Genomic DNA, 22,259 nt, shown 5'->3' with positions numbered 1-22,259 from the left:
GCTCTACTCCTGTTTGACGCCAAGACGACTGATCACGATGTCGTAGCGGCGCAATGCTTTGCCGGCTTCCCAGTCGAGGATTTCCGCTTCGTTTACCGAGTAAACCAGCGGCACTACATCGAGGATCACTTCGATGTCGCGTTCCGAAAGAAGTCCGCCGGTTTGTTTAAAAAATCGTCGATGCGCTCCTGCAGCTCGGTCCAGTCGGGGACGGTCAGGCCGGCAAGATCGGGAATCATCAGGCCGGTGCAGTGAGCGGTGATGAACTCGGCCCGGTCTTTGTTAGTGGCCAGTTTTTTCATCACCTTGGTAGCGCGCAAGGCGGGCATTTCCAGGGTGACGCTGGTGAGAGTGCGACCGCTCGCGTCCAGCGGCAGCAGCAGGGCAACCTGTTCGCACGTCAACGACTCGCGCGGGCTATCGGTTTGCGCGAGAAAAAACGATGCAGGCCGGGTCGACATTTCGTGTACGTACTGCGCAATGCTCACGTAGTCCGGGCGCTTGAGTTGGTCGAGCTCTTTTTCCGACAGGCCGGTGGCGAGTTTCGCCAGTTCGAAGAACTGGTCGTCCTCGTCATCACCGGCCCGGGCCAGCGCGTCTTTCTGCGCGGCGTAGAACAACGGCTTGAGTTGAACTTGCTCGATCATTGCACCGGTGTCGGCGGTGATCGGGGACAGCAGGATGTGCAACGGTGGCATCCAGGCCATGGGGAATTCCTTGTTGAGCGGTGTTGAAAAGTGTGAAAAATCTAAACCTGAGCACTGCCCCTGTGGGAGCTGGCTTGCCTGCGATGGCATCCACTCGATGCTCCAGCGATACCGAGTCGCCTGCATCGCAGGCAAGCCAGCTCCCACCTTGCCCGTGCTCGCTTCAGATTGCGCCGGCCCTTAAGGCATCAGCACCGCGCGGCGGGCATCGCCAAGAATGTCGACACCGTTGAGCACGAACTTCTGGGTGCGCACGTCGATGTCGATCACTGGAATGCCATTTTCCAGACGGTTGTAGGTACGGCAGGACAATTCCAGAGTGGTGACCGGCTTGGCGTTCATGGTCAGCGCCGTCTCGGCCAGGGACTTCAGCTTGCCGCCCACGGTGTGGTAGGTGAAATAGGTCTTGCCGTCCTGATCCTGACCGGCTTCACGCACGTTCAACAGGATGTCGTCACCCTGGGTGACGCCAAGCGCCAGCAGGACTTGGGCGCCAACACCTTGCAGTACCAGGGTTGCATTCAGCACTTTGGCGCTTTTGGCGACCTCCTCGGCGATGAAGCGCCCACCGGTCATCGGGTCCATCTCGAACTCGATCTTCGGCGGCGTGAAGGAATCAACGGTTGCCGACAACGGCAGGCCTTGAAGGGTGGCCGCAATGGCCTGTCTGACTCGGTTGGTAAACATTAGAGAACGTCCTCCAGGAACTGCTCGATGATTTCATCGCGGGCGTTGAGTTGATAAACCATGTGTTCGTTCGGCGCGTAGCGGCCGTAGTCGATGACGATGAACCAGGTGCCGTTCTTGTACTTATCGACGCTGTTCAGTTCCGGGTGCAGGTACACGCTGCCGCCGGGAATGGTTTCGTCGGCCACAAGGGTTTGCAGCCAGTCGTTGATGCGCTTGACCTCCTGGTCCATGAAGGACTTGGTGAGGTTCTTGGACATGGCTTTCTGGCCGGCCTTGACCAGCTTGCGGCTGATGGCATCTTCCAGGCCGACGTAGCTGATGAACTTGCCGGTGATGGAGCGGTTACCCAGCAGCGAGAAACCGCCGAGGATGGTGCGGGCGTAGTAGCTCACGCCATAGCGGTTGAGCAGATCGCCTTCGGTGGAGGTGTCGAGGATGTTGTACTCAACGACGCGGGAAACATCCTCGGCGAACGTCACCTGATTGCCCGGGCTTTCCCACTGTTTGACCTTGGCCAATGCGGCGATGGCCAGGGACGACGGCGCGAGGAACACATTCTTCTTCGCCGCCTTGGAATACACCGACGGCATGTTGTGCACCAGCAGGCAACGGTCGAAGCCCAAGTCGGCACCGCCCAGTTCGCCGCTGTAGGTCACTTGGTCGGCCACCGAAGCGTCCTTGCCATCCAGCACCACACGGGCCTTGATGCGCTTGCCGAAGGAGGCGAACTCACCCGCCACAGCCTTGGTGGCGGTAAAGCCCGGTGCGCCAATGATGGTCAAGTCTTCAGGAACACTGCTCAAGGCCGCCAGGCCCAGCTTGCGGCCGGTGACGGGGTCGTTGCCGCCGATCACGTTATTGATGGTGTCGGCCGGGGTCGCGCCTTCTTCGACGATCACCACGTAGACCGGCACCTTCACCACTTTGAGGATCTGGTACACCGCCTGGAACAAGGTGCCCGACTCGTTGCCGGTAGGGTCCAGCAGCGCCTGGATGGTGAAGCTGTTGATGCGAAACGGCGCGTTTTTCGGGATCGACCCATGGGCATTCGGCGCGGTGCCGACCAGGCCAATGACGTTGTCGCCAAGGCCGCCCATGGCCTCGGGAGATTCAGTGGCATTCACAGTGATGCCGTTGTGCTCGAAGTTCAGGACCTCTGCCATGGTTATTCAGCCTTCTTGGGGGTGGAGTTGAGGACGCTGGTCAGTTCCAGACGGCCAGCGGTGCGCAGGGCGGATGCTTCGACGTCGAGCAGTTCCAGCTCCTCGCCGGCGGTGGACCAATGGCCGTTGCCGATGGGGAATGGGACGAGGACGGTGTAGGTTTGGCGGGTGGGCATGGGTGGAAATCTCCGGGTGGGAAATGCAAAAGCCCTTGCGGGAGGGGCTTTGGGGAGGCGAAAAAAAACCGCTTTCGCGGTGGGTTATTTCAGGAAATCAGGCAACTCTGGCCATTCGACTTTGTAGGGATCACCCGAGTCTTGTGGGACGTCGCGCACTGCCTGTCGATAAAGCGCAAGCTCACTACGTTGCAGGTCAGTCAGTGAGCTGTCTAAGGACTGCATTGCCTCTGTGGAAGCCAATAGCTGTTGACGACGAGTGCGAATAGAGGCCCATTCAGCAAGAGCAATAGACTCGGGGTTAGGTTTATATTGATAATCCAACTCAACTTTTTCGTTCACTTAAAACTCCACCTTATCAGTAAGCGACAGCTTCGACTCAATGCTACCAACCGTAAACAAGCCGCCAATACCGACTTGCATAGTGTCAATACGGATCGTAGTCACATAGATACTTGGAAACTTCAGCCGCATAATCACATTACCACTGGCATCCGTATAAATCCCCGGAGACATATTCCCAAATACAGACTTATTCAACACCGCACGCTGAGGCGAATAGCAATAACCCACTACGGTCTCATCTACTATGCTTGCACTACCATAGCTATACCCACGAATATTGAACCAGAACATCTGATCGTGAGTATTGATATTAACCGGCAACTTGAAGTGCATGTAAACTTCAGCTGACGTTCCTAGATCGACGATGGAGAACCCACCTGACGCGCCTGTCTTTTGAGGGCCACCCGTACCCCACACACCGCCTTGGAAGACGTTGAGCTGTACTGAACCTGCCGCACCGACTACGCCGACCATATCCTTTTTGCTGCGAAAATCATCAAACTCTGCCCGCGCAACGTCCATACGGTTGTCTATTTGAGAAATTTTTCCATTAACCGCAGTTGTGAGGTTGTCCGCGGCAGTGACCAAGTCACCAATTTTTTGCTCAATACCCATACTTGACCTCTGAATTATTAAATACTAAGGGAGCTTCGCGAATCATCCTTGACCCCTCATTGAGCTTTTATTTCCAGCGCCATTACTCGAAACAACACGTCTAGATGCCGCCACATATTATTTACATTGGCAGCGGCAATAGTCGCCAACTCCTCTGTCAACAACAAATTAAGGTTGTGCTCCCCCACCACAATCGTCACGCTATCCGCCGGCAACGGCGAAACATCCAGCGTAAACTTCTGCAGCACTCTTGCCGCCGCCGCTTTATACGTCAGCAACTTCCCCGCCACGGAATACACCGCCAACAGGGTGCCGCTGGCGAGGTAAAACCCGAACTCGCCAATCTCATACTCGCCGTCGCCATCAAACAGCGCGGCCATCCTGAGTTGGCGCTCGCCCAGGTCTTCGTAATCGACGATAGCCACCCGTTGGCGCTCGTCACGCAAGGCCACTTCCGTGCCGTTGGGGTTGTAGCGGCCGGTGCCGGCGCCGATGTGGGTGATTTCGCCTTTGAGGCCCTGGTTCTTTGCCTGCAGCACTTCATCCAAACCTTTGGAGGTGAAGCGCACCAGGCGCGTGATTTCATATGTCATGGCTGCGCCCTGAGGTCGTAATCGTTAATGGTGTAGTGCTGGGCAACCCCGGCGCTGTTTAGGCGAGCCACCAGCGCCAATTCCGGCAACGCGCCGTTCAGGTAGAACTCGCCGTCGCTTAAAGGCGCGTCGAGCACTTGCGTGAGTGCGAGCTGGCCTTCGGTCTCATGCACGATGGTGATCGTCGCCTGATCGCGCTCACTTTTGGCTGCGTTGATACGCCGGATCAGCCGGTTGTGGTCGCCACTGGACCAACTGCGCCCGATGATCGCCTGCACGTCGAAGGTGTAAGGCACGCCCAGCGGGCGTTGCTGGTACCAGGCGCTGATATTGGGCGTGAAGCCCAATGATTCCACCGCGTGGCTCAGCGCCTTGGGCGTACCTGCCTGGCGCTGGATCTGCCAGGACAAAGCCAAGGTCAGGCGTTTTTCCGCTTCGCTGGCCTCGGCATCCCATTCGCTGACGCCACGATCGGCGGCCAGGTAAGGTAGGAACTCACTAGGGGTATACAGCGGGTTCATCAGCGCCGGAAACGGCGGGGTGACGCGCTCGAGCAATCTGCCGAAGCCCAGGTCCAGGGCCTTTTCCAGCGGTGAGCTGTTGGCCGGTAGCAAACTTGCGTTGGGTTCACTCATAGCGTGCGCACCTCCACCTCGACACCCGTGCAATACGGAGCCTGGAACGCGGTGCTGACAATCGGCGCCAGCGGTTCGAGGATGTGCAGTTGCGCAGCGCCGGCACTGTGGATGGCGTAGTCGATCCAGCTGGGGTCCACCCGCCCTTCCAGGCGGTGGCAGGACTCTGCGTAGTCTTGCAGCAGTTTCTGCGCCGCCACTTGGGTCAGCCCCGAGTCCGGACCGGCGTTGATCTTGGCCACCACGCGAATTTTATAGGGTTGAATCTGCGCGCCTTGGACGCTGACCAGATCGGTTTCGGGCCTTACATCCGGCCGTGCGAAATGTCGACGCACACCGTCAAGCAAGTCGGCAGATGGCGTGCCGTCGCCCTCCCTCGAAAGCACAGTGACCATGACTTCACCCGGTGCGGTGCGGCGAGCGTTGCCGTCCTTGACCTGGGCCGCGTAACCGTCCGGGTCGAAGGTGTAGGTGACCGTGACCACGCCGGGCGTCGCACTTTGCACTTTCACCGCCGGGCGCTCACCCAAAGTGAACACTTCACGGCGATACTGCATGCGCGAGCCCGCCGCCGGAGCATGGGGCGCCAGGTAGTAACGCAGGCGGGCGTCGTCGTCGCTTTCCAAGGTGGGCGGCACCGGCGGGAACGCGGCCGGGTCGCCGGGGTCGAGTACCTGGCGTTCCAGGCCCATATCGGCCAGGCGTGCATCCAGGTTGCTGCCGGTGGCCCACCACGCCAGCATCTGCTTGATGCGGGCGTTGTATTTGCGCTCATGGGTTTGCAGGCGCACGCAAAAAGCTTCCAGCGCCAGGGTCAGCAGTTCGCTTTCGTTGTCGAGGCTGACCTGGAGTTTGGCTGCGCTTTGCGGCGCGCGGGTGGCGACGTAGTCGATGACAAACGCTTTGAATTCGGCCAACAACGGTTCGAACTCATCGACCTTAATAATGGCCGGTTCCGCCAGTTGGTTCTGGCCGGGGATCAGCATGCTCATGTCACGACCTCGAAGGATTGTTGGCGGTTTTTCCAGATGCCGGCAAACCGCAACAGCAGGCCGGCGCCTTGGCGGGTGGCGACGATGACCTGAGGGTCGAAGTCGCCGATGCCGTTGTGGGTGTTGTAGAAGGCTTGCGCGGCGTGGCTCTGGGCGAGGATCAACAGGTCATCGCCGAGGTTCTGGCCGAGCAACTGCGGGATCAGCGAGCCGTACAACGGGCGTTTTTGCCGAGTGCCCACAGGGGTGGTCAGCGCCCGGGTGGCGCGCTGCACAAATTGCAGCCAGTCGTCGACGGCCGCCCCGGTGTTCCTATCGATTCCGAGCATGGGGTGTCCTTATCGGGGGCTGATGACGCGTCCTTGATGGTCAACCACCGGGCCGCTGAAGTGCGCGCCGCCGGCATCCAGCAACAGGCTGGTGCCGCCGACTTGCAGGGTGATGCCTTGGGCGTTGAGGCTCAGGCTGGCGACGCCGACTTTGACGTCAACCTGTTCGCGGGAACCGCTGAAGGTGGTGGGGCCGTTGACCCAGTTGAAGGTATGGCTGGCGTCGTCGTAGTCGCTTTGGGTGCCGTCTTGGTGTCGGCGCCGGGTCAGCGTCGCCACGCTGGAGACCGGCGGGAAGCGATCACTGTTGAGGCCGAACAGGGCCACGGATTGCACACCGCCCTCCCCCCCGCCGTAGTTGAGCAGCAGGCATTGCTCACCCACCGTGGGGATGCGGGTTTCGGTTTGTGCACCGGCGCTGGGGTTGAAAAAGCGGATCGCCGGGGTGAGCAAATCGCCGTGGCTGACCTTGCAGGTGTTGCTGGCCGCATCGACCTGCTGGCAAACACCGATCCGGCAGAAGCTCTCGGCGCGGCGGTAGAGGTCCTCGAGCTGGGACTCCATCTCGGCCAGGCGTTCGACGATCGGTCCCAATTGCATGCGTAACAGCGCGTCGAACATGGGCTACTCCGCCAGTGGCTGGTATTGGGTTGGGTCGTCGATGTTGGAGACGTCCCAGGTGCAGGCAAATAGCGGTTGGCCTGTGGGATCGTCGAGTAACGCCGGCCCCAGATAGAGGGTTTGCGTGAAGGAAACCGTCCAGGTGTCGTAGTCCGTTTGCACGGAAGTGCGCACAGCGGGCGCAGCGACGATATTCGCCGGCAAATCGCACTGTGCCTGGGGCAGGTTCCAACGGTTATCCAGCACCAGATCCATCAGTTGGCTGGCCAGGTCGCAGGCGTCGAACGGCAATGCACCGGGTGCCACCATGGCCCTGAGCGAAATGGCCAAGACGTGGGCCTTGCGCCCTTCACGGGAGCGAATGCCCGGGCCATTGCCTTCGACCGTAACCATTACGCAGGTTTGTTCAGCATCGCCTTGAAAGTCTTGGTGACTGCCGACCTTGATGTCCGGGAAGGCCGCATGCAGCATCGAGCCGATGGCCTGGGGCAGTTGGGATGGCTTTTCGATAAACGTCATTTTAAGTCGCGTCCTTGCAACGGTTAGTGCGGGTCCTGGCCGGAGCCTTGGTTGATCCCGATGCGCTTGGCCGCCCATCGTTCATAAAGGCCGATGGCCACATCAGCACCGGCCATGGCGGTCAGGCAACCAATCGCGCCGGCGGTCCAGATCGACATGCCGGCGGCGTAGCACAGCATCAGGGCCGACACCCCGCAAACCATGCACGCTCCGGAACGCAGGGCCAATCGGCGGATCAGCGACCAGCCACGTGCGCCTTCTTTATCGGCGCGCCACATTTCACCCGAGACCCCGCCGATCAGCGCCAATATGATGACCAGCCAGATAGGCATTTCCGCTAACGCTTGCTGTTCATTTGTCATGTCACGCCTCCTGGCTGAGCAATAAATAGTCCGTATTTCATTTACAAATGCTTGGATAGGTAGGCATTCCAAAAAGCCCGGTCGCCCGGGCTTTTCAGTAATGATGTCCTCGGACTTTCGGCGCTACTGGCGCGGTACGGTCCTTTCCTCGATGTTTTTCCGACCACGATCCCTGTCTGCCGGATAACTGCTTCTGGTGCTTTACGCTGCACACCCGGGTCAGTTGCCAACCCTCTGAACCGTTAAGGCCGGTTCATCGCTGCCTGTTGTTGAAGCGTTGAAACTAAAGAGCGTCGGCGTCCCTGCCGGTGTTGCCTGGCATCCCTGCCATCGCTTCGATGGCGTCCTTGCCGATGTTGCGTGCCTTCCTTGTCTTCCTTGGCAGCATCCTTGCCGCCTCCACCAGGCCGTGTTGGCTGGCTTGAGATAAAGAATATGCATGTATGCATATACAGTCAATGCATAAACGCATTTATTTTGCCAAACAAATGCATTGATGCATTGAAAGCCTTACGGGCTTGGGCTTGGCCGGTTTTCCAGGGGCGAAAAAAAACCCGCACATGGGCGGGTTTCTTCTTACGCGTGGAGGTTAGCGGGCGTACATGCCCCACCAGAAAACATGACCGAGGATACTGATCTGCTCATCCTGGATCTCCTGGAAGCTGTAGTCCTCATCCGGATGTTCATCACGATTGAAGCTGCGCAGGCGAATGCCGGAAGGCAGGCGGTAGAGCTGTTTAACCCGCAACTGGCCGTTGTGATTGATGGCATACAGGTCGCCATCCACAATATCGCCAATGCCGCTCTTGCCGGCATTCACCCCCACCGTTGCGCCGTCGCGCAACACCGGCAACATACTGTTGCCGCGCACTGTCACGCACTTGGCCTGGTCGAACTGCACACCGTTATGCCGCAGGCTGCGTTTTCCAAAACGCAAGCTGGCCTTCTCGCTTTCCTCGATGACGAATCTTCCTGATCCAGCAGCCAATTCAACCTCGCGCAGAAAGGGGATCGACACCTCGTCATCATTAACGGGCGTGTCGTCGTCCCACAGGCTTATGTCCTTGAGTTCAGAATGCATAGGGTCGCGCTCGTCGTCCCGCGAAACGCCGACCGCTACGCGCCCGCGCAGTTGGTCGGTGCTGACGCGGAAGTACTCTGCGATGCGGGAAATATGCTTGTCCGACGGGTCGACGATCTTGCCGCTGAGAATCCGGGACAACGTGGATTGAGGCACGCCGGTACGCCGGTGAAGCTCCGTGGGGGAGATCCGGTCGCGATCCAGCAGTTCTCTTAAGACGATAGAAACGTTGCGTTTTTGCATGATGCGGATACTGACGGGAGATTGAAAGGTTAGCAAATGCTAAACGGCATACATTATGCACTTTTTTATGCATTGACCATGCCCTTAGCAGGTCTGCGAAGGGCAAGTGTTGAGTGATAACCTTATCGCCATCGCAAAACCGACGGGAGACGAGCAAGGATGACTCAATGGAGAACTTACAATTTCTGGACCAAGGCATGGATACTTAGCCTGATGGCACTGATTACCCTCGTTTCCGACGATGCAGATCCAGGCTCATGGGGCGATGGCTCGTCTAATCGCAAACGCGTCTTCAGCCCCGGCTTCATTGTGCTCTGCACTTTGGTGGCGGCGTGCGAACTGATACTCCTGAACCATTTCTACGGTAAGTGAACTGATTTGAAACCCTGTAATTAAGTCGCACCCTTTTGCGTTTTACCTATCAGCTTGCGACCTGCGAAGCCCCGACCTCGCGTGTTAACCTTGCCGCCATCGCAAAATTAGCAGGGCCAGGTGCCCCATCTTTGCCCCACTCCTTTTAACGAATTTGCTAACTATCTGATGAGTAAGAACACTTCCGATCTGTCCTCCCATACCCCAATGATGCAGCAGTACTGGCGCCTGAAAAACCAGCACCCTGATCAGTTGATGTTCTATCGCATGGGCGACTTCTACGAGATCTTCTACGAGGACGCGAAGAAGGCCGCCAAGCTGCTGGACATTACCCTGACCGCGCGTGGGCAATCGGCAGGGCAGTCGATTCCGATGTGTGGGATTCCGTACCATTCGTTGGAAGGTTACCTGGTCAAGCTGGTGAAGCTGGGCGAGTCGGTGGTGATTTGTGAGCAGATCGGCGACCCGGCCACGAGTAAAGGGCCGGTGGAACGTCAGGTGGTGCGCATTATCACGCCGGGGACGGTGAGTGATGAAGCGTTGCTGGATGAGCGTCGCGATAACCTGATTGCGGCGGTGTTGGGCGATGAGCGGCTGTTCGGCCTGTCGGTGCTGGACATCACCAGCGGCAATTTCAGCGTGCTGGAGATCAAGGGCTGGGAGAACTTGCTGGCGGAGTTGGAGCGCATCAATCCGGTGGAGTTGCTGATCCCGGATGATTGGCCCAAGGACTTGCCGGCGGAGAAGCGTCGTGGGACCAAGCGTCGTGCGCCGTGGGATTTTGAGCGTGATTCGGCGCTGAAAAGTCTGTGCCAGCAGTTCTCGGTGCAAGACCTCAAGGGCTTCGGTTGCGAGACGTTGACCCTGGCCATCGGCGCCGCCGGTTGCCTGCTCAGCTACGCCAAGGAAACCCAGCGCACTGCCCTGCCGCATTTGCGCAGCCTGCGCCATGAGCGCCTGGACGACACGGTGGTGCTCGATGGCGCCAGCCGCCGAAATCTGGAACTGGACACCAACCTGTCAGGCGGGCGTGACAACACCCTGCAATCGGTGGTCGACCGTTGCCAGACCGCCATGGGCAGCCGCCTGCTGACGCGCTGGTTGAACCGTCCGTTGCGGGATCTGGCGGTGCTGCAAGCGCGTCAGACCTCTATTACCTGCCTGCTGGATGGCTACCGCTTCGAAAAGCTGCAACCGCAGCTCAAGGAAATCGGCGATATCGAGCGGATTCTGGCGCGGATCGGCCTGCGCAATGCGCGCCCTCGTGACCTTGCACGCCTGCGTGATGCCCTCAGCGCCCTGCCGCAGTTGCAAGTGGCAATGACCGAACTGGACACGCCGCACCTGCAGCAATTGGCCGAAACCGCAGGTACCTATCCGGAACTGGCAGCCCTGCTGGAAAAGGCCATCATCGACAACCCGCCGGCGATTATTCGTGACGGTGGTGTATTGAAGACGGGTTACGACAGTGAGCTGGATGAACTGCAAGCCCTGAGCGAAAACGCCGGGCAGTTCCTGATCGACCTGGAAGCCCGCGAAAAAGCCCGCACCGGCCTAGCCAACCTCAAGGTCGGTTACAACCGCGTGCACGGCTACTTTATTGAACTGCCAAGCAAGCAGGCCGAGTCGGCACCTATCGACTATCAACGCCGCCAGACCCTCAAAGGCGCCGAGCGTTTTATCACGCCGGAGCTCAAAGAGTTCGAAGACAAGGCGCTGTCGGCCAAGAGCCGCGCCCTGGCTCGGGAAAAGATGCTCTATGAAGCCTTGCTCGAAGACCTGATCAGCCAGCTGGCGCCGCTGCAAGACACTGCCGCTGCCCTGGCGGAGCTGGATGTGTTGAGCAACCTCGCCGAACGTGCGCTGAACCTTGACCTGAACTGCCCGCGTTTTGTCAGCGAGCCGTGCATGCGCATCGTGCAGGGGCGCCATCCGGTGGTCGAACAGGTGTTGATCACGCCGTTCGTCGCCAACGACCTGTCGCTCGACGACGATACCCGCATGTTGGTCATCACCGGTCCGAACATGGGCGGTAAATCTACCTACATGCGCCAGACCGCGTTAATCGTATTGTTGGCGCATATCGGCAGCTTTGTACCCGCGGCCAGTTGCGAGCTGTCCCTGGTGGACCGCATTTTCACCCGAATCGGCTCCAGCGACGACTTGGCCGGTGGCCGTTCCACCTTTATGGTGGAAATGAGCGAAACCGCCAATATTCTGCACAATGCCACCGAACGCAGCCTGGTGTTGATGGACGAAGTGGGGCGTGGCACCAGCACCTTCGATGGTCTGTCCCTGGCCTGGGCGGCAGCCGAGCGGTTGGCGCATCTGCGGGCTTACACGCTGTTTGCCACCCACTACTTCGAACTGACGGTACTGCCGGAAAGCGAGCCGCTGGTGGCCAACGTGCATCTCAATGCCACCGAGCACAATGAGCGCATTGTGTTCCTGCACCATGTGCTGCCAGGGCCGGCGAGCCAAAGCTACGGCTTGGCGGTGGCGCAGTTGGCCGGTGTGCCGAACGACGTGATCCTGCGTGCCCGCGAGCACCTCAGCCGGCTGGAGACCACGGCCTTGCCCCACGAAACGGTGGTCGCCAGCCCGGTCAAAGCCAACAGCAAACCCGCCGCGCCGCACCAGAGCGATATGTTCGCCAGCCTGCCCCACCCAGTGCTGGATGAGCTCGCAAAGCTCGACCTGGACGGTTTGACGCCACGTAAAGCGCTCGAAATGTTATATGCACTGCAGGTTCGGATATAACGCAGACGCTTGCAAGCTGGTAGACTCTCGCGCGGTTTGGGATGCTGCAGGCTTTTAGCCTGGCCTGCAGACTATCGCTCCCGAACCTCGCGAGCCCTGCCGTAAAGGGTTTCGCCGCCGCCGCCTGAGGAGAAAATTAGAAATGACCTTCGTCGTTACCGACAACTGCATCAAGTGCAAGTACACCGACTGCGTCGAAGTGTGTCCGGTGGACTGCTTCTACGAAGGCCCGAACTTCCTGGTTATTCACCCGGATGAGTGCATTGACTGCGCCCTGTGTGAACCAGAATGCCCGGCCGTCGCGATTTTCTCCGAGGACGAAGTGCCTACGGGCATGGAGCAATTCATTCAGTTGAACGTCGAGCTGGCCGAAGTGTGGCCAAACATCACCGAGCGCAAAGATCCGATGCCGGATGCCGCTGAATGGGATGGCAAGCCCAACAAAATTGAGCAACTAGAGCGCTAAAGCGCCGCTGCCCAACTGAAAAAGCCCCTTTTACAGGGGCTTTTTTGCATTCCGGGGGCAAGCATTTACTTTTTCGCAGGCAAAAAAAAGGGGCGGTATGACCCGCCCACATTTTTTCCCTAGTCCCTGTATTCCTTTTCATCATCCTGATGAATCGCATCCTGCGACGTTCCTTCAAACCATCGTTCCTTGATGGCTGTGCCAATCCGTGGACACAGGGCTGATGTTAGAGGGTTCCCCGGGAAGTTCAACGGGGCACAACTCACCCCGCCACACAGTCACACCCGCAACACGCTATAAAATACTTCTTATATATCAATAGCATAGGGATATCTTTCGATATTTAGAGCCGTAAGGATCTGATAGAAAAACCGAACACTTACGCAAAAGTAAGTTAATGCTTACACGCACGACTGAGTAAATGCGCACCCGATACCGCCTGCGCCTTGCGTAGACAAGAAAAAGCCCCGACAACGCGAGGCTCTTTTGCCCTTCAACCCTCTCAGTCGTCGGTGACGGTAATGGTCGGCATGGCCGGTGCCGCCGCCTCCTGCAATACAATCCGCGCGCCCACGTGACGGGCCAGTTCCTGATAAACCATCGCAAGCTGACCGTCCGGCTCGGCCGCTACGGTAGGTTTACCGCCGTCGGCCTGTTCTCGAATGGCCATCGACAACGGCAACGACGCCAGTAATTCAACCCCGTACTGGGTCGCCAGCTTCTCGCCGCCGCCTTCACCAAACAGGTGTTCGGCGTGACCGCAGTTGGAGCAGATGTGCACGGCCATGTTTTCCACGACGCCCAGCACCGGGATGTTGACCTTGCGAAACATCTCCACGCCTTTTTTCGCGTCGAGCAGCGCCAGATCCTGGGGTGTGGTCACGATTACCGAACCAGCCACCGGGACTTTCTGCGCCAGGGTCAGTTGGATATCGCCAGTGCCTGGCGGCATGTCGATGACCAGATAATCCAAGTCGCCCCAAGCGGTCTGCGTCACCAATTGCAGCAAGGCGCCGGAAACCATCGGCCCACGCCACACCATCGGCGTGTTTTCATCGGTCAGGAACGCCATGGACATGACTTCCACGCCCAGGGATTCGATGGGCACGAACCACTTCTGATCCTTGACCTTCGGCCGCGTACCTTCGGCAATCCCAAACATCACGCCTTGGCTTGGGCCATAGATGTCGGCGTCAAGAATGCCTACGCGGGCGCCTTCACGGGCCAGGGCCAGCGCCAGGTTGGCCGCCGTGGTGGATTTACCCACACCGCCCTTGCCGGAGGCCACGGCCACCACGTTCTTGACGTTAGCCAGGCCCGGAATCTGTGCCTGGGCCTTGTGCGGCGCGATCACGCACTGGATGTCGACCTTGGCTGAACGAACACCGTCGAGACCTTCGATAGCCATTTGCAACATCTGCGCCCAGCCACTTTTGAACAGCCCGGCGGCATAACCCAGCTCCAGCTGCACCGCCACCTGATCCCCCTGGACCTCAATGGCTCGCACACAGCCGGCACTGACCGGGTCCAGATTCAAATAGGGGTCGGTGTACTGGCGAAGAACGGCTTCCACCGCTGCGCGATTCACGGCGCTCATGGGCTACTCCCGAAAAAGACTGACTGAAACAGGCGGCTATCCTAACCGTTCCGGCCGCTGAACGGCACGCTTTCGAAGGGCTGGAAAATTCTGAAACAGCGTCACGGGGTGAAATAAATTTCCCGGCGCTTTATAGTGGCCGACCTCCGTTTCATCAAGTAGCCGAGCCCCATGTCCGAGCCACGCAAGATCCTCGTCACCAGCGCCCTGCCCTATGCCAATGGTTCTATCCATCTTGGCCATATGCTTGAGTACATCCAGACCGATATGTGGGTGCGCTTCCAGAAGCACCGCGGCAACCAATGCATCTATGTCTGCGCGGACGACGCCCACGGTTCGGCCATCATGCTGCGCGCCGAAAAGGAAGGCATCACCCCGGAACAACTGATCGCCAATGTGCAGGCTGAACACAGCGCCGACTTTGCCGAGTTCCTGGTGGACTTCGACAACTTCCACTCCACTCACGCCGAAGAAAATCGTGAGCTGTCGAGCCAGATCTACCTCAAGTTGCGTGATGCCGGGCACATTGCCCAGCGTTCGATCACCCAGTATTTCGACCCGGAAAAGAAAATGTTCCTGGCCGACCGCTTCATCAAGGGCACCTGCCCGAAATGCGGCACTGAAGACCAGTACGGCGACAACTGTGAAAAATGCGGTGCCACTTATGCACCGACTGACCTGAAGGATCCGAAGTCGGCAATCTCCGGCGCCACGCCGGTACTCAAGGATTCCCAGCACTTCTTCTTCAAACTCCCGGATTTCCAGCAGATGCTGCAAACCTGGACCCGCAGCGGCACCCTGCAGGATGCCGTGGCGAACAAGATCGCCGAATGGCTGGATGCCGGCCTGCAGCAGTGGGATATCTCCCGCGATGCACCGTACTTCGGCTTCGAGATCCCGGATGAGCCGGGCAAGTATTTCTATGTGTGGCTGGACGCGCCGATCGGCTACATGGCCAGCTTCAAGAACCTCTGCGACCGCACGCCGGAGTTGGACTTCGACGCGTTCTGGGGCAAGGACTCCACCGCCGAGTTGTACCACTTCATCGGCAAGGACATCGTCAACTTCCACGCCCTGTTCTGGCCGGCGATGCTCGAAGGTTCGGGCTACCGCAAGCCGACCGGTATCAACGTGCACGGCTACCTGACGGTCAACGGCCAGAAGATGTCCAAGTCCCGTGGCACCTTTATCAAGGCGCGCACCTACCTGGACCACCTGTCGCCGGAATACCTGCGCTACTACTACGCGTCCAAGCTGGGCCGTGGCGTCGACGACCTGGACCTGAACCTGGAAGACTTCGTACAGAAGGTCAACTCGGACCTTGTCGGCAAAGTCGTCAACATCGCCAGCCGTTGCGCCGGTTTCATCCACAAGGGTAATGCCGGGTTACTGGTTGCAGAAAATGCCGCACCGGAACTGACCGACGCGTTCCTGGCCGCCGCGCCAAGCATCGCCGACGCCTATGAAGCCCGCGACTTTGCCCGCGCCATGCGCGAGATCATGGGCCTGGCCGACCGCGCCAACGCCTGGATCGCCGACAAGGCCCCGTGGTCGCTGAACAAGCAGGAAGGCAAGCAGGCAGAAGTCCAGGCGATCTGCGCCACCGGCGTCAACCTGTTCCGCCAGTTGGTGATCTTCCTCAAACCGGTGCTGCCACTGCTGGCGGCCGACGCCGAGGCATTCCTCAACGTCGCCCCGTTGACCTGGAACGACCACACCACCTTGCTCAGCAACCACCAGTTGAACGAGTTCAAGCCGCTGATGACCCGTATCGACCCGGTAAAAGTCCAGGCCATGACCGACGCTTCGAAAGAAGACCTGGCCGCCAGCCAGACCGACACCGGCTCGGCTGCACCAGCGGGCAACGGTGAGTTGGCCAAAGACCCGCTTTCTCCGGAAATCGAGTTTGACGCCTTTGCCGCCGTTGACCTGCGTGTTGCGCTGATCATCAAGGCCGAAGCCGTGGAAGGCGCCGACAAACTGCTGCGCCTGACCCTGGACATCGGTGACGAGCAGCGCAATGTGTTCTCCGGGATCAAGAGCGCGTATCCGGACCCCTCCAAGCTCGATGGTCGCCTGACCATGATGATCGCCAACCTCAAGCCACGCAAAATGAAGTTCGGTATCTCCGAAGGCATGGTGATGGCGGCTGGCCCTGGTGGTGAAGAGATCTACCTGCTCAGCCCCGATAGCGGCGCCAAGCCGGGTCAGCGCATCAAGTAACCCTGCAAATCAGCCCTGCCGTCTCGGCGACAGGGCTGTTGAGCTAGTGCCCCTTTCTCGCTTGCCGGATAATCAGGCCCTGTTTGTTTAACCGGCTTGCCAATGATCACCCCATGAATCTGATTCAACGTATCGACGCGCTGCTGCCGCAGACCCAATGCGGAAAGTGCGGGCACCCGGGTTGCAAGCCTTACGCCGAGGGCATCGCGCAGGGCGAGGCCATCAATAAGTGCCCGCCCGGTGGGCAGGAAACCATTGCAGGCCTTGCGCTGCTGCTGCGCGTACCGGTGCTGGACCTCGACACCAGCCGTGGCGAGGCGCCAGCGCAGGTTGCGTACATCCGCGAGGCTGAGTGCATCGGGTGCACCAAGTGCATCCAGGCTTGCCCGGTAGATGCCATCGTTGGCGCCGCCAAGTTTATGCACACGGTGATTATCGATGAGTGCACGGGCTGCGACCTGTGCGTTGCACCGTGTCCGGTGGACTGCATCGAGATGCGCCCGCCGATCACCGTGCTGCCTATCGTAGGTGGCCTGGCGGCCAACGACGAAGAACGTCATGACCGTGAAATCAAGCGCAACCGCGCACGGCGGCGCTTCGAGCAACGTAACGCGCGCTTGCAACGAGAAGAAGAGCACAAGCTCGCCGAACGCCTGGCCCGAGCCAGACGCGTGGTACCGGAGCCTCCCACACAGCTGGATACTCACGAGGCCACGAGGGATGCGTCGATCAAGAAAGCCAAGATCAACGTTGCAATGAGCCGCGCCCAATTACACAAATCGCTGAAGGCATTTGGGCATCCGCCAACATTTGAGCAGCAATCACAGTTGATCGTTCTGCAACAGCAGTTCGAAGCAGCAGAACAGGCACTGGCCGCCTTGGACCAGAACAACGCGCTCGCGACGCCGCTCCCCAGCAACAACAACGCCGCCCTCAAACGCGCCAAGATCCAGTTGGCGATGCGCCGCGCAGAGCTGAAGAAAGCCCAGGACCAACAGGGTGATGCACAACAATTGGCCGACGCAAGAAGCAAGGTCGATGAGGCCCAAAGCCAGCTGGATGCCCATGGTGACTGACGCGCCCTGGGGTGGTTGATGGCCATTGCCGCCCCCCGTTGATACCTGTCGGGTTTATGCTCCTCGGGTCGTTGCTCGCAGGGTTCCAGGCCTGGACCCACTATTCGAAACTACGCTGATCGCCTGCAAGGAATCCTAAGCCCGATGAACGCCGCAAAACGCCTGGAAATTTTCCGCAGGTTTCACGAAGACAATCCGGAACCCAAGACCGAACTGGCCTACTCCTCGCCGTTCGAGTTGCTGATTGCGGTGATACTGTCGGCCCAGTCTACGGACGTTGGCGTCAACAAGGCCACGGCCAAGCTGTATCCCGTGGCAAACACACCAGAGGCAATCTATGCCCTGGGTGTGGACGGGTTGTCGGAGTACATCAAGACCATAGGCCTGTACAACAGCAAGGCCAAGAATGTCATCGAGACATGCCGCCTATTGGTGGAACTGCATGGCAGCGAAGTGCCACGAACCCGCGAAGCCTTGGAAGCCCTGCCGGGCGTGGGCCGCAAAACCGCGAACGTGGTGCTCAATACCGCATTCCGACAACTGACAATGGCCGTGGACACCCACATTTTCCGGGTCAGCAATCGAACCGGCATTGCCCGCGGCAAGAACGTGGTTGAGGTGGAAAAGCAGTTGATGAAATTTGTGCCCAAGCCTTACCTGCTCGACTCCCACCACTGGCTGATCCTGCACGGGCGTTACGTTTGCCAGGCCCGCAAGCCACGCTGCGGCAGCTGCCGCATCGAAGACCTGTGCGAATACAAGGAAAAGACATCGGACGATTGAGAGCTCATTGGTTTTCTCGATCAATCGATTGAAAAAATCTTTTTTACCCGTCCATGGATTATCGTTATAAGGAGCGCCAACGGCAGTCTTACTCCGGAGTTAACGTTATGAGCACTGACAAAGAACAGTTGGATGTGGAAGACGACCTCGTTGAGTCGGATGACGATGACGCGCAAGCCCCTGTGGCCGAGGTGGCCAAGACCAATCTGAGCAAACGCCGTACTATCGACAATCTTCTGGAAGAACGACGCTTGCAAAAACAACTGTCCGACTACGACTTCGATCTCTGAAGAGCGCTAGACGGCCGGAAGCCTCCCTGACGGAGGCTTTTTTATGCCGACTATCCCGGACTATGTGCAGGCTGCCCTCCTCTATACCAAGCCATTACGCTGGGCGAGCTCGATCAGGTCCACGAGGGAACGAGCATTGAGCTTGAGCAGCAGGCGAGTCTTATAGGTGCTGACCGTCTTGTTGCTGAGGAACATTCCGTCGGCGATCTCCTTGTTGGTTCTACCCCGGGCCAATTGCTGCAACACCATCATTTCGCGACCCGACAAACGCTCGACCATATCGGCCTCGCTGGCATTGCCCATGGTAGAGCGTACCGAGTTGAGTGCCTGGTTCGGAAAGTAGCTGTAGCCCGACAACACTGCCTTGATCGCACTCAGCAGCTCGGTCAGGTCCTGTTGCTTGCACACATAGCCGGCAGCACCGGCCTGCATGCAACGCATGGAAAAATGACCAGGGGCCTGCGAGGTGAGCACCAGCACCTTGAACGGTATTGCTTGCTTGGTAGATGACAGCCGGCAAATAACTTCCAGGCCATCGAGTTTGGGAATCCCAATATCCAGTATGACAATGTCCGGCATATGCTCCCGTGCAAGTTGCAACGCATCGACACCGTTATCGGTCTCGGCAACGACCTCATAACCATGGCGTTCCATTAGCATACGCACAGCAAGACGAATGACGGGATGATCATCCACGATCAGCACTTTATTCATGAGAAAGTCCAATTTCGCTGTTCGAATTATTTAGAGCAAGCACAATAGCCTAGTCGTTTGCTAGTTGGCATAGCGCTCCCCCCCAGGCAAGAGCAAGCAGAGACCCACCCCACAGCGATAAAGGAAATGCCCTACAAAAAAACGCAGACTTGGATGTTTCCAGTTTTATAGAGCCTTTCAGACCTTTCCGGCATTTTTCATATTTTGAGCGAAATCTCCCTAGGAACCCCGACACCAAGTAACCATGCTGCACACCGCTATCAGGAAATGCCTCTTGCACATCGACTGCAGAGGCGCGGGCAGGGGTAAAAAAATCAACATTTTCAGCTCCATTTAACATATTTATTTACATCCTTATTTCCTACAGACCCATGTGTCTTTTACATACTCCCGTAACTACATGAGTGAATTATCTGTAAGACTGGTTCCTACACATATGTAAAAAATTCATTCCTCCCTACAAAAAACGCAGATAACGCACGGCAATCAAGAGTCGAGTTTCCGAAAAGTTTGAACACTGGGTTTAAACAACCTTGAACAACACCGACTTATTTAAAATCCTGGGCAAAAAAATGGCCCCTTGAAAACAAGGGGCCACTCTTCACAACCGGCGAAACCCTCAGAACAACGAGCGGCCTTTGTTGGCAGCGATGCGCATGCGCAATGCGTTCAACTTGATAAAGCCTGCTGCATCCGCCTGGTTATAGGCGCCGCCATCTTCTTCGAAGGTGGCGATGTTGGCGTCGAACAGCGAGTCATCGGACTTGCGACCGGTAACGATCACATTGCCCTTGTACAGCTTCAGGCGCACAACGCCATTCACGTGGGCCTGGGAGGCGTCGATCATCTGTTGCAGCATCAGACGCTCTGGGCTCCACCAGTAGCCGGTGTAGATCAGGCTGGCGTACTTGGGCATCAACTCGTCTTTGAGGTGAGCCACTTCGCGGTCCAGGGTGATGGACTCGATGGCGCGGTGAGCGCGCAGCATGATGGTGCCACCTGGAGTCTCGTAGCAGCCACGGGACTTCATGCCCACGTAGCGGTTCTCGACGATGTCGAGACGGCCAATGCCGTGTTCGCCACCGATACGGTTCAGGGTCGCCAGCACGGTGGCCGGAGTCATTTCGACGCCGTCCAGTGCGACGATGTCGCCGTTGCGGTAGGTCAGTTCCAGGTATTGCGCCTTGTCTGGAGCGTTCTCCGGGGAGACGGTCCACTTCCACATGTCTTCTTCGTGCTCGGTCCAGGTGTCTTCCAGCACGCCGCCTTCATAGGAGATGTGCAGCAGGTTGGCGTCCATCGAGTACGGGGATTTCTTCTTGCCATGACGCTCGATCGGGATTGCGTGCTTTTCAGCGTAATCCATCAGCTTTTCACGGGAGAGCAAATCCCATTCACGCCAAGGAGCAATCACTTTCACGCCAGGCTTGAGTGCGTAGGCACCCAGTTCGAAACGCACCTGGTCGTTGCCCTTGCCGGTGGCGCCATGGGAAATAGCGTCGGCGCCGGTTTCGTTGGCGATTTCGATCAGGCGCTTGGCGATCAGCGGGCGTGCGATGGAGGTACCCAGCAGGTACTCGCCTTCGTAGACGGTGTTGGCGCGAAACATCGGGAAGACGAAATCGCGGACGAATTCTTCGCGCAGGTCGTCAATGTAGATCTCTTTCACGCCCATGGCTTGCGCCTTGGCACGTGCAGGTTCGACCTCTTCACCCTGACCCAGGTCAGCGGTGAAGGTCACCACTTCACAGTTATAAGTATCCTGCAGCCACTTGAGGATCACCGAAGTGTCCAGGCCGCCGGAATACGCGAGAACGACCTTGTTTACGTCGGCCATGCCATCACTCCACGGGGTTGTACGGAAAGGCGTCGATTCTACCGACCAAAACCGTGAAATTACAGGGGCGCGACAGCAAATGAAGATAAAGCGACAGATTATGTCGAGGGCGCGACCGACGGCCGCCCCTTAAGAAGTGTGCGCGGGGTTGCTCGGCACAGCAGCCTGAGGCGCCGGTTTCTCGGGGGCAGCCACCCGCTCAAGCTGAATATTCACCCGGCGGTTGCGCGCCCGGTTGGCGGCATTTGTATTCGGTGCCAAAGGATAGCTCTCGCCATGGAAGCGCAGGGTGATCTGGGATTCCTGGATGCCATTGGCCTTGAAGTAGTCCATCACCGCCAGTGCACGACGCCGTGATACATCGCGATTGCTCAGGCGATTGCCGCTGTTGTCCGAGTGACCGTTCAATTCGATGTGGTTGACGGTAGGGTCCGCTTTCAGGAACTCGAGAATCACCGCCAGCTTCTGCTTGGCCGCCGCGTCCAGCTCGATACCACCGCCGGGAAAACCGACTTCGGTCTGCTTGACCTGATCGTAATTCATCGGCAGCAACTTGGCCGTGCACAGCTGATAGTCACTATAGGCCTTGTTGAATTTCACCGGCAGCAGGCGAATCTCTGAATAGCCGCCCTCGCGCCCGTAGTGACGCACGGTGGGTGAACGGCCATCGAGCAAACCATTGAACAGGCGCCCGGCCTGGGCCTGGGAGCTGTTGAACAGCACGTCGCCACTGCCTGCGCGCACGGCGCCGAGATTGATATCGCCACGACCAGGCTGCCACGGCGCCGCAGCGGCCAACAAGGTGGCGGATCCTGAACCCAGCGAGCCGTTATAGGCTTTCAGGCGGAATGTCGCCTGCTCACCGGCCCGGCGCACGAACTCACCCGAACCGAAATCGGTGATCGGTTGGGTCAGGCGGCACTCGAACTTGTCACCCTCCACCTTCCACTCAATATTCTCCAGACGTGTCTGGAACGTGAGGGCCATTGCAGGCAGGCTGGCGAACACACTGAGCAGGGCTAGATAATGCTGGCGCACGGGAGGCTCCACTGGTTTCTACAACACTTCAA

General features: G+C 58.4%; 25 protein-coding genes. 6 read left to right on the top strand and 19 right to left on the bottom strand.

Translation table 11 applies throughout. From position 1 onward, the window contains the following. Nucleotides 1–3 precede the first annotated feature (3 nt). The 15 genes from AB3G88_RS05870 to AB3G88_RS05800 all read right to left on the bottom strand — a co-directional run bounded on the left by AB3G88_RS05870 (nucleotide 4) and on the right by AB3G88_RS05800 (nucleotide 9,071). A complete protein-coding gene (locus AB3G88_RS05870; protein ID WP_256673698.1) occupies nucleotides 4–129 on the bottom strand; it encodes a hypothetical protein in 126 nt (41 codons plus the stop codon). Next, nucleotides 126–707, bottom strand: a complete 582-nt coding sequence (locus AB3G88_RS05865; protein ID WP_099583544.1) for a phage tail assembly protein — start codon at nucleotides 705–707, stop codon at nucleotides 126–128. Before AB3G88_RS05865 ends, AB3G88_RS05870 begins: the two co-directional genes overlap by 4 nt. A gap of 180 nt (nucleotides 708–887) precedes the next feature. Further along, complete coding sequence (locus AB3G88_RS05860; protein WP_044272192.1) at nucleotides 888–1,394, bottom strand: phage major tail tube protein; 507 nt, start codon at nucleotides 1,392–1,394, stop codon at nucleotides 888–890. Next, complete coding sequence (locus AB3G88_RS05855; protein WP_480453469.1) at nucleotides 1,394–2,560, bottom strand: phage tail sheath protein; 1,167 nt, start codon at nucleotides 2,558–2,560, stop codon at nucleotides 1,394–1,396. The genes AB3G88_RS05860 and AB3G88_RS05855 overlap by 1 nt, the downstream gene beginning before the upstream one ends. A 2-nt stretch (nucleotides 2,561–2,562) precedes the next feature. Beyond that, nucleotides 2,563–2,736 (bottom strand): hypothetical protein, encoded by a 174-nt coding sequence (locus tag AB3G88_RS05850; RefSeq protein ID WP_191958244.1) that lies wholly within the window; start codon nucleotides 2,734–2,736, stop codon nucleotides 2,563–2,565. A gap of 84 nt (nucleotides 2,737–2,820) precedes the next feature. Then, a complete protein-coding gene (locus AB3G88_RS05845) occupies nucleotides 2,821–3,078 on the bottom strand; it encodes a phage tail assembly chaperone (RefSeq protein ID WP_191958243.1) in 258 nt (85 codons plus the stop codon). Continuing rightward, entirely contained in the window at nucleotides 3,079–3,696 is a 618-nt protein-coding gene (locus tag AB3G88_RS05840; protein WP_400530576.1) for a hypothetical protein, read from the bottom strand. Nucleotides 3,697–3,752: 56 nt separating this feature from the next. Further along, a complete protein-coding gene (locus AB3G88_RS05835; RefSeq protein WP_400530573.1) occupies nucleotides 3,753–4,289 on the bottom strand; it encodes a hypothetical protein in 537 nt (178 codons plus the stop codon). Further along, complete coding sequence (locus AB3G88_RS05830; RefSeq protein ID WP_112193773.1) at nucleotides 4,286–4,924, bottom strand: phage tail protein I; 639 nt, start codon at nucleotides 4,922–4,924, stop codon at nucleotides 4,286–4,288. Before AB3G88_RS05830 ends, AB3G88_RS05835 begins: the two co-directional genes overlap by 4 nt. After that, the gene (locus AB3G88_RS05825; protein ID WP_094774803.1) at nucleotides 4,921–5,916 is read right to left on the bottom strand and encodes a baseplate J/gp47 family protein; all 996 of its coding nucleotides are present in this window, start codon (nucleotides 5,914–5,916) and stop codon (nucleotides 4,921–4,923) included. The genes AB3G88_RS05830 and AB3G88_RS05825 overlap by 4 nt, the downstream gene beginning before the upstream one ends. After that, on the bottom strand, nucleotides 5,913–6,245 hold the full coding sequence (locus AB3G88_RS05820; protein WP_112193769.1) for a phage baseplate protein: 333 nt from the start codon (nucleotides 6,243–6,245) through the stop codon (nucleotides 5,913–5,915). The genes AB3G88_RS05825 and AB3G88_RS05820 overlap by 4 nt, the downstream gene beginning before the upstream one ends. Before the next feature lie 9 nt (nucleotides 6,246–6,254). Next, nucleotides 6,255–6,866, bottom strand: a complete 612-nt coding sequence (locus AB3G88_RS05815; RefSeq protein WP_191947117.1) for a phage baseplate assembly protein V — start codon at nucleotides 6,864–6,866, stop codon at nucleotides 6,255–6,257. A 3-nt stretch (nucleotides 6,867–6,869) separates the two neighbouring features. Beyond that, nucleotides 6,870–7,385, bottom strand: coding sequence for a hypothetical protein (locus AB3G88_RS05810; RefSeq protein WP_480453468.1), 516 nt, complete (start codon nucleotides 7,383–7,385; stop codon nucleotides 6,870–6,872). A gap of 23 nt (nucleotides 7,386–7,408) precedes the next feature. After that, a complete protein-coding gene (locus AB3G88_RS05805; RefSeq protein WP_112193763.1) occupies nucleotides 7,409–7,747 on the bottom strand; it encodes a phage holin family protein in 339 nt (112 codons plus the stop codon). A 589-nt stretch (nucleotides 7,748–8,336) separates the two neighbouring features. Further along, nucleotides 8,337–9,071, bottom strand: coding sequence for a LexA family transcriptional regulator (locus tag AB3G88_RS05800; RefSeq protein WP_112193761.1), 735 nt, complete (start codon nucleotides 9,069–9,071; stop codon nucleotides 8,337–8,339). A gap of 540 nt (nucleotides 9,072–9,611) precedes the next feature. Here AB3G88_RS05800 and mutS point away from each other — a divergent pair. Together mutS and fdxA are read left to right on the top strand one after the other, a co-directional pair. After that, nucleotides 9,612–12,203: a DNA mismatch repair protein MutS gene (gene mutS, locus AB3G88_RS05795; protein ID WP_480453467.1), complete on the top strand. Its 2,592-nt coding sequence runs from the start codon at nucleotides 9,612–9,614 to the stop codon at nucleotides 12,201–12,203. 142 nt (nucleotides 12,204–12,345) lie between these two features. Continuing rightward, complete coding sequence (gene fdxA, locus AB3G88_RS05790) at nucleotides 12,346–12,669, top strand: ferredoxin FdxA (RefSeq protein WP_158878462.1); 324 nt, start codon at nucleotides 12,346–12,348, stop codon at nucleotides 12,667–12,669. Between the two features lie 502 nt (nucleotides 12,670–13,171). Here fdxA and apbC read toward each other — a convergent pair. Beyond that, nucleotides 13,172–14,266, bottom strand: a complete 1,095-nt coding sequence (apbC, locus tag AB3G88_RS05785; RefSeq protein WP_480453466.1) for an iron-sulfur cluster carrier protein ApbC — start codon at nucleotides 14,264–14,266, stop codon at nucleotides 13,172–13,174. Nucleotides 14,267–14,437: 171 nt separating this feature from the next. Here apbC and metG point away from each other — a divergent pair, with 171 nt between their 5' ends. The 4 genes from metG to AB3G88_RS05765 all read left to right on the top strand — a co-directional run bounded on the left by metG (nucleotide 14,438) and on the right by AB3G88_RS05765 (nucleotide 18,638). Further along, on the top strand, nucleotides 14,438–16,489 hold the full coding sequence (metG, locus tag AB3G88_RS05780; protein ID WP_099583481.1) for a methionine--tRNA ligase: 2,052 nt from the start codon (nucleotides 14,438–14,440) through the stop codon (nucleotides 16,487–16,489). A 113-nt stretch (nucleotides 16,490–16,602) separates the two neighbouring features. After that, the gene (gene rsxB, locus AB3G88_RS05775) at nucleotides 16,603–17,565 is read left to right on the top strand and encodes an electron transport complex subunit RsxB (protein WP_480453465.1); all 963 of its coding nucleotides are present in this window, start codon (nucleotides 16,603–16,605) and stop codon (nucleotides 17,563–17,565) included. Between the two features lie 144 nt (nucleotides 17,566–17,709). Next, nucleotides 17,710–18,348, top strand: coding sequence for an endonuclease III (gene nth, locus AB3G88_RS05770; RefSeq protein ID WP_099583483.1), 639 nt, complete (start codon nucleotides 17,710–17,712; stop codon nucleotides 18,346–18,348). A gap of 107 nt (nucleotides 18,349–18,455) precedes the next feature. After that, entirely contained in the window at nucleotides 18,456–18,638 is a 183-nt protein-coding gene (locus AB3G88_RS05765) for a PA3496 family putative envelope integrity protein (RefSeq protein WP_099583484.1), read from the top strand. A gap of 81 nt (nucleotides 18,639–18,719) precedes the next feature. Here the strand turns inward: AB3G88_RS05765 and AB3G88_RS05760 are convergent, their stop codons facing one another. From AB3G88_RS05760 to AB3G88_RS05750, 3 genes are all read right to left on the bottom strand, one after another. Beyond that, nucleotides 18,720–19,352 carry a response regulator transcription factor gene (locus tag AB3G88_RS05760; protein ID WP_099583485.1) on the bottom strand — a complete coding sequence of 211 codons (633 nt, stop codon included), beginning with the start codon at nucleotides 19,350–19,352 and terminating at the stop codon, nucleotides 18,720–18,722. Nucleotides 19,353–19,971: 619 nt separating this feature from the next. Beyond that, nucleotides 19,972–21,189: an argininosuccinate synthase gene (locus AB3G88_RS05755; RefSeq protein ID WP_049709749.1), complete on the bottom strand. Its 1,218-nt coding sequence runs from the start codon at nucleotides 21,187–21,189 to the stop codon at nucleotides 19,972–19,974. A 129-nt stretch (nucleotides 21,190–21,318) separates the two neighbouring features. After that, on the bottom strand, nucleotides 21,319–22,227 hold the full coding sequence (locus AB3G88_RS05750) for a flagellar protein MotY (protein WP_158878457.1): 909 nt from the start codon (nucleotides 22,225–22,227) through the stop codon (nucleotides 21,319–21,321). Nucleotides 22,228–22,259 lie beyond the last annotated feature (32 nt).

The sequence above is a fragment of the Pseudomonas arvensis genome (genome assembly GCF_056688935.1).
The sequence above is the reverse complement of the archived record's forward strand: the minus strand, read 5'-3'. Positions and strand labels throughout refer to the sequence as shown.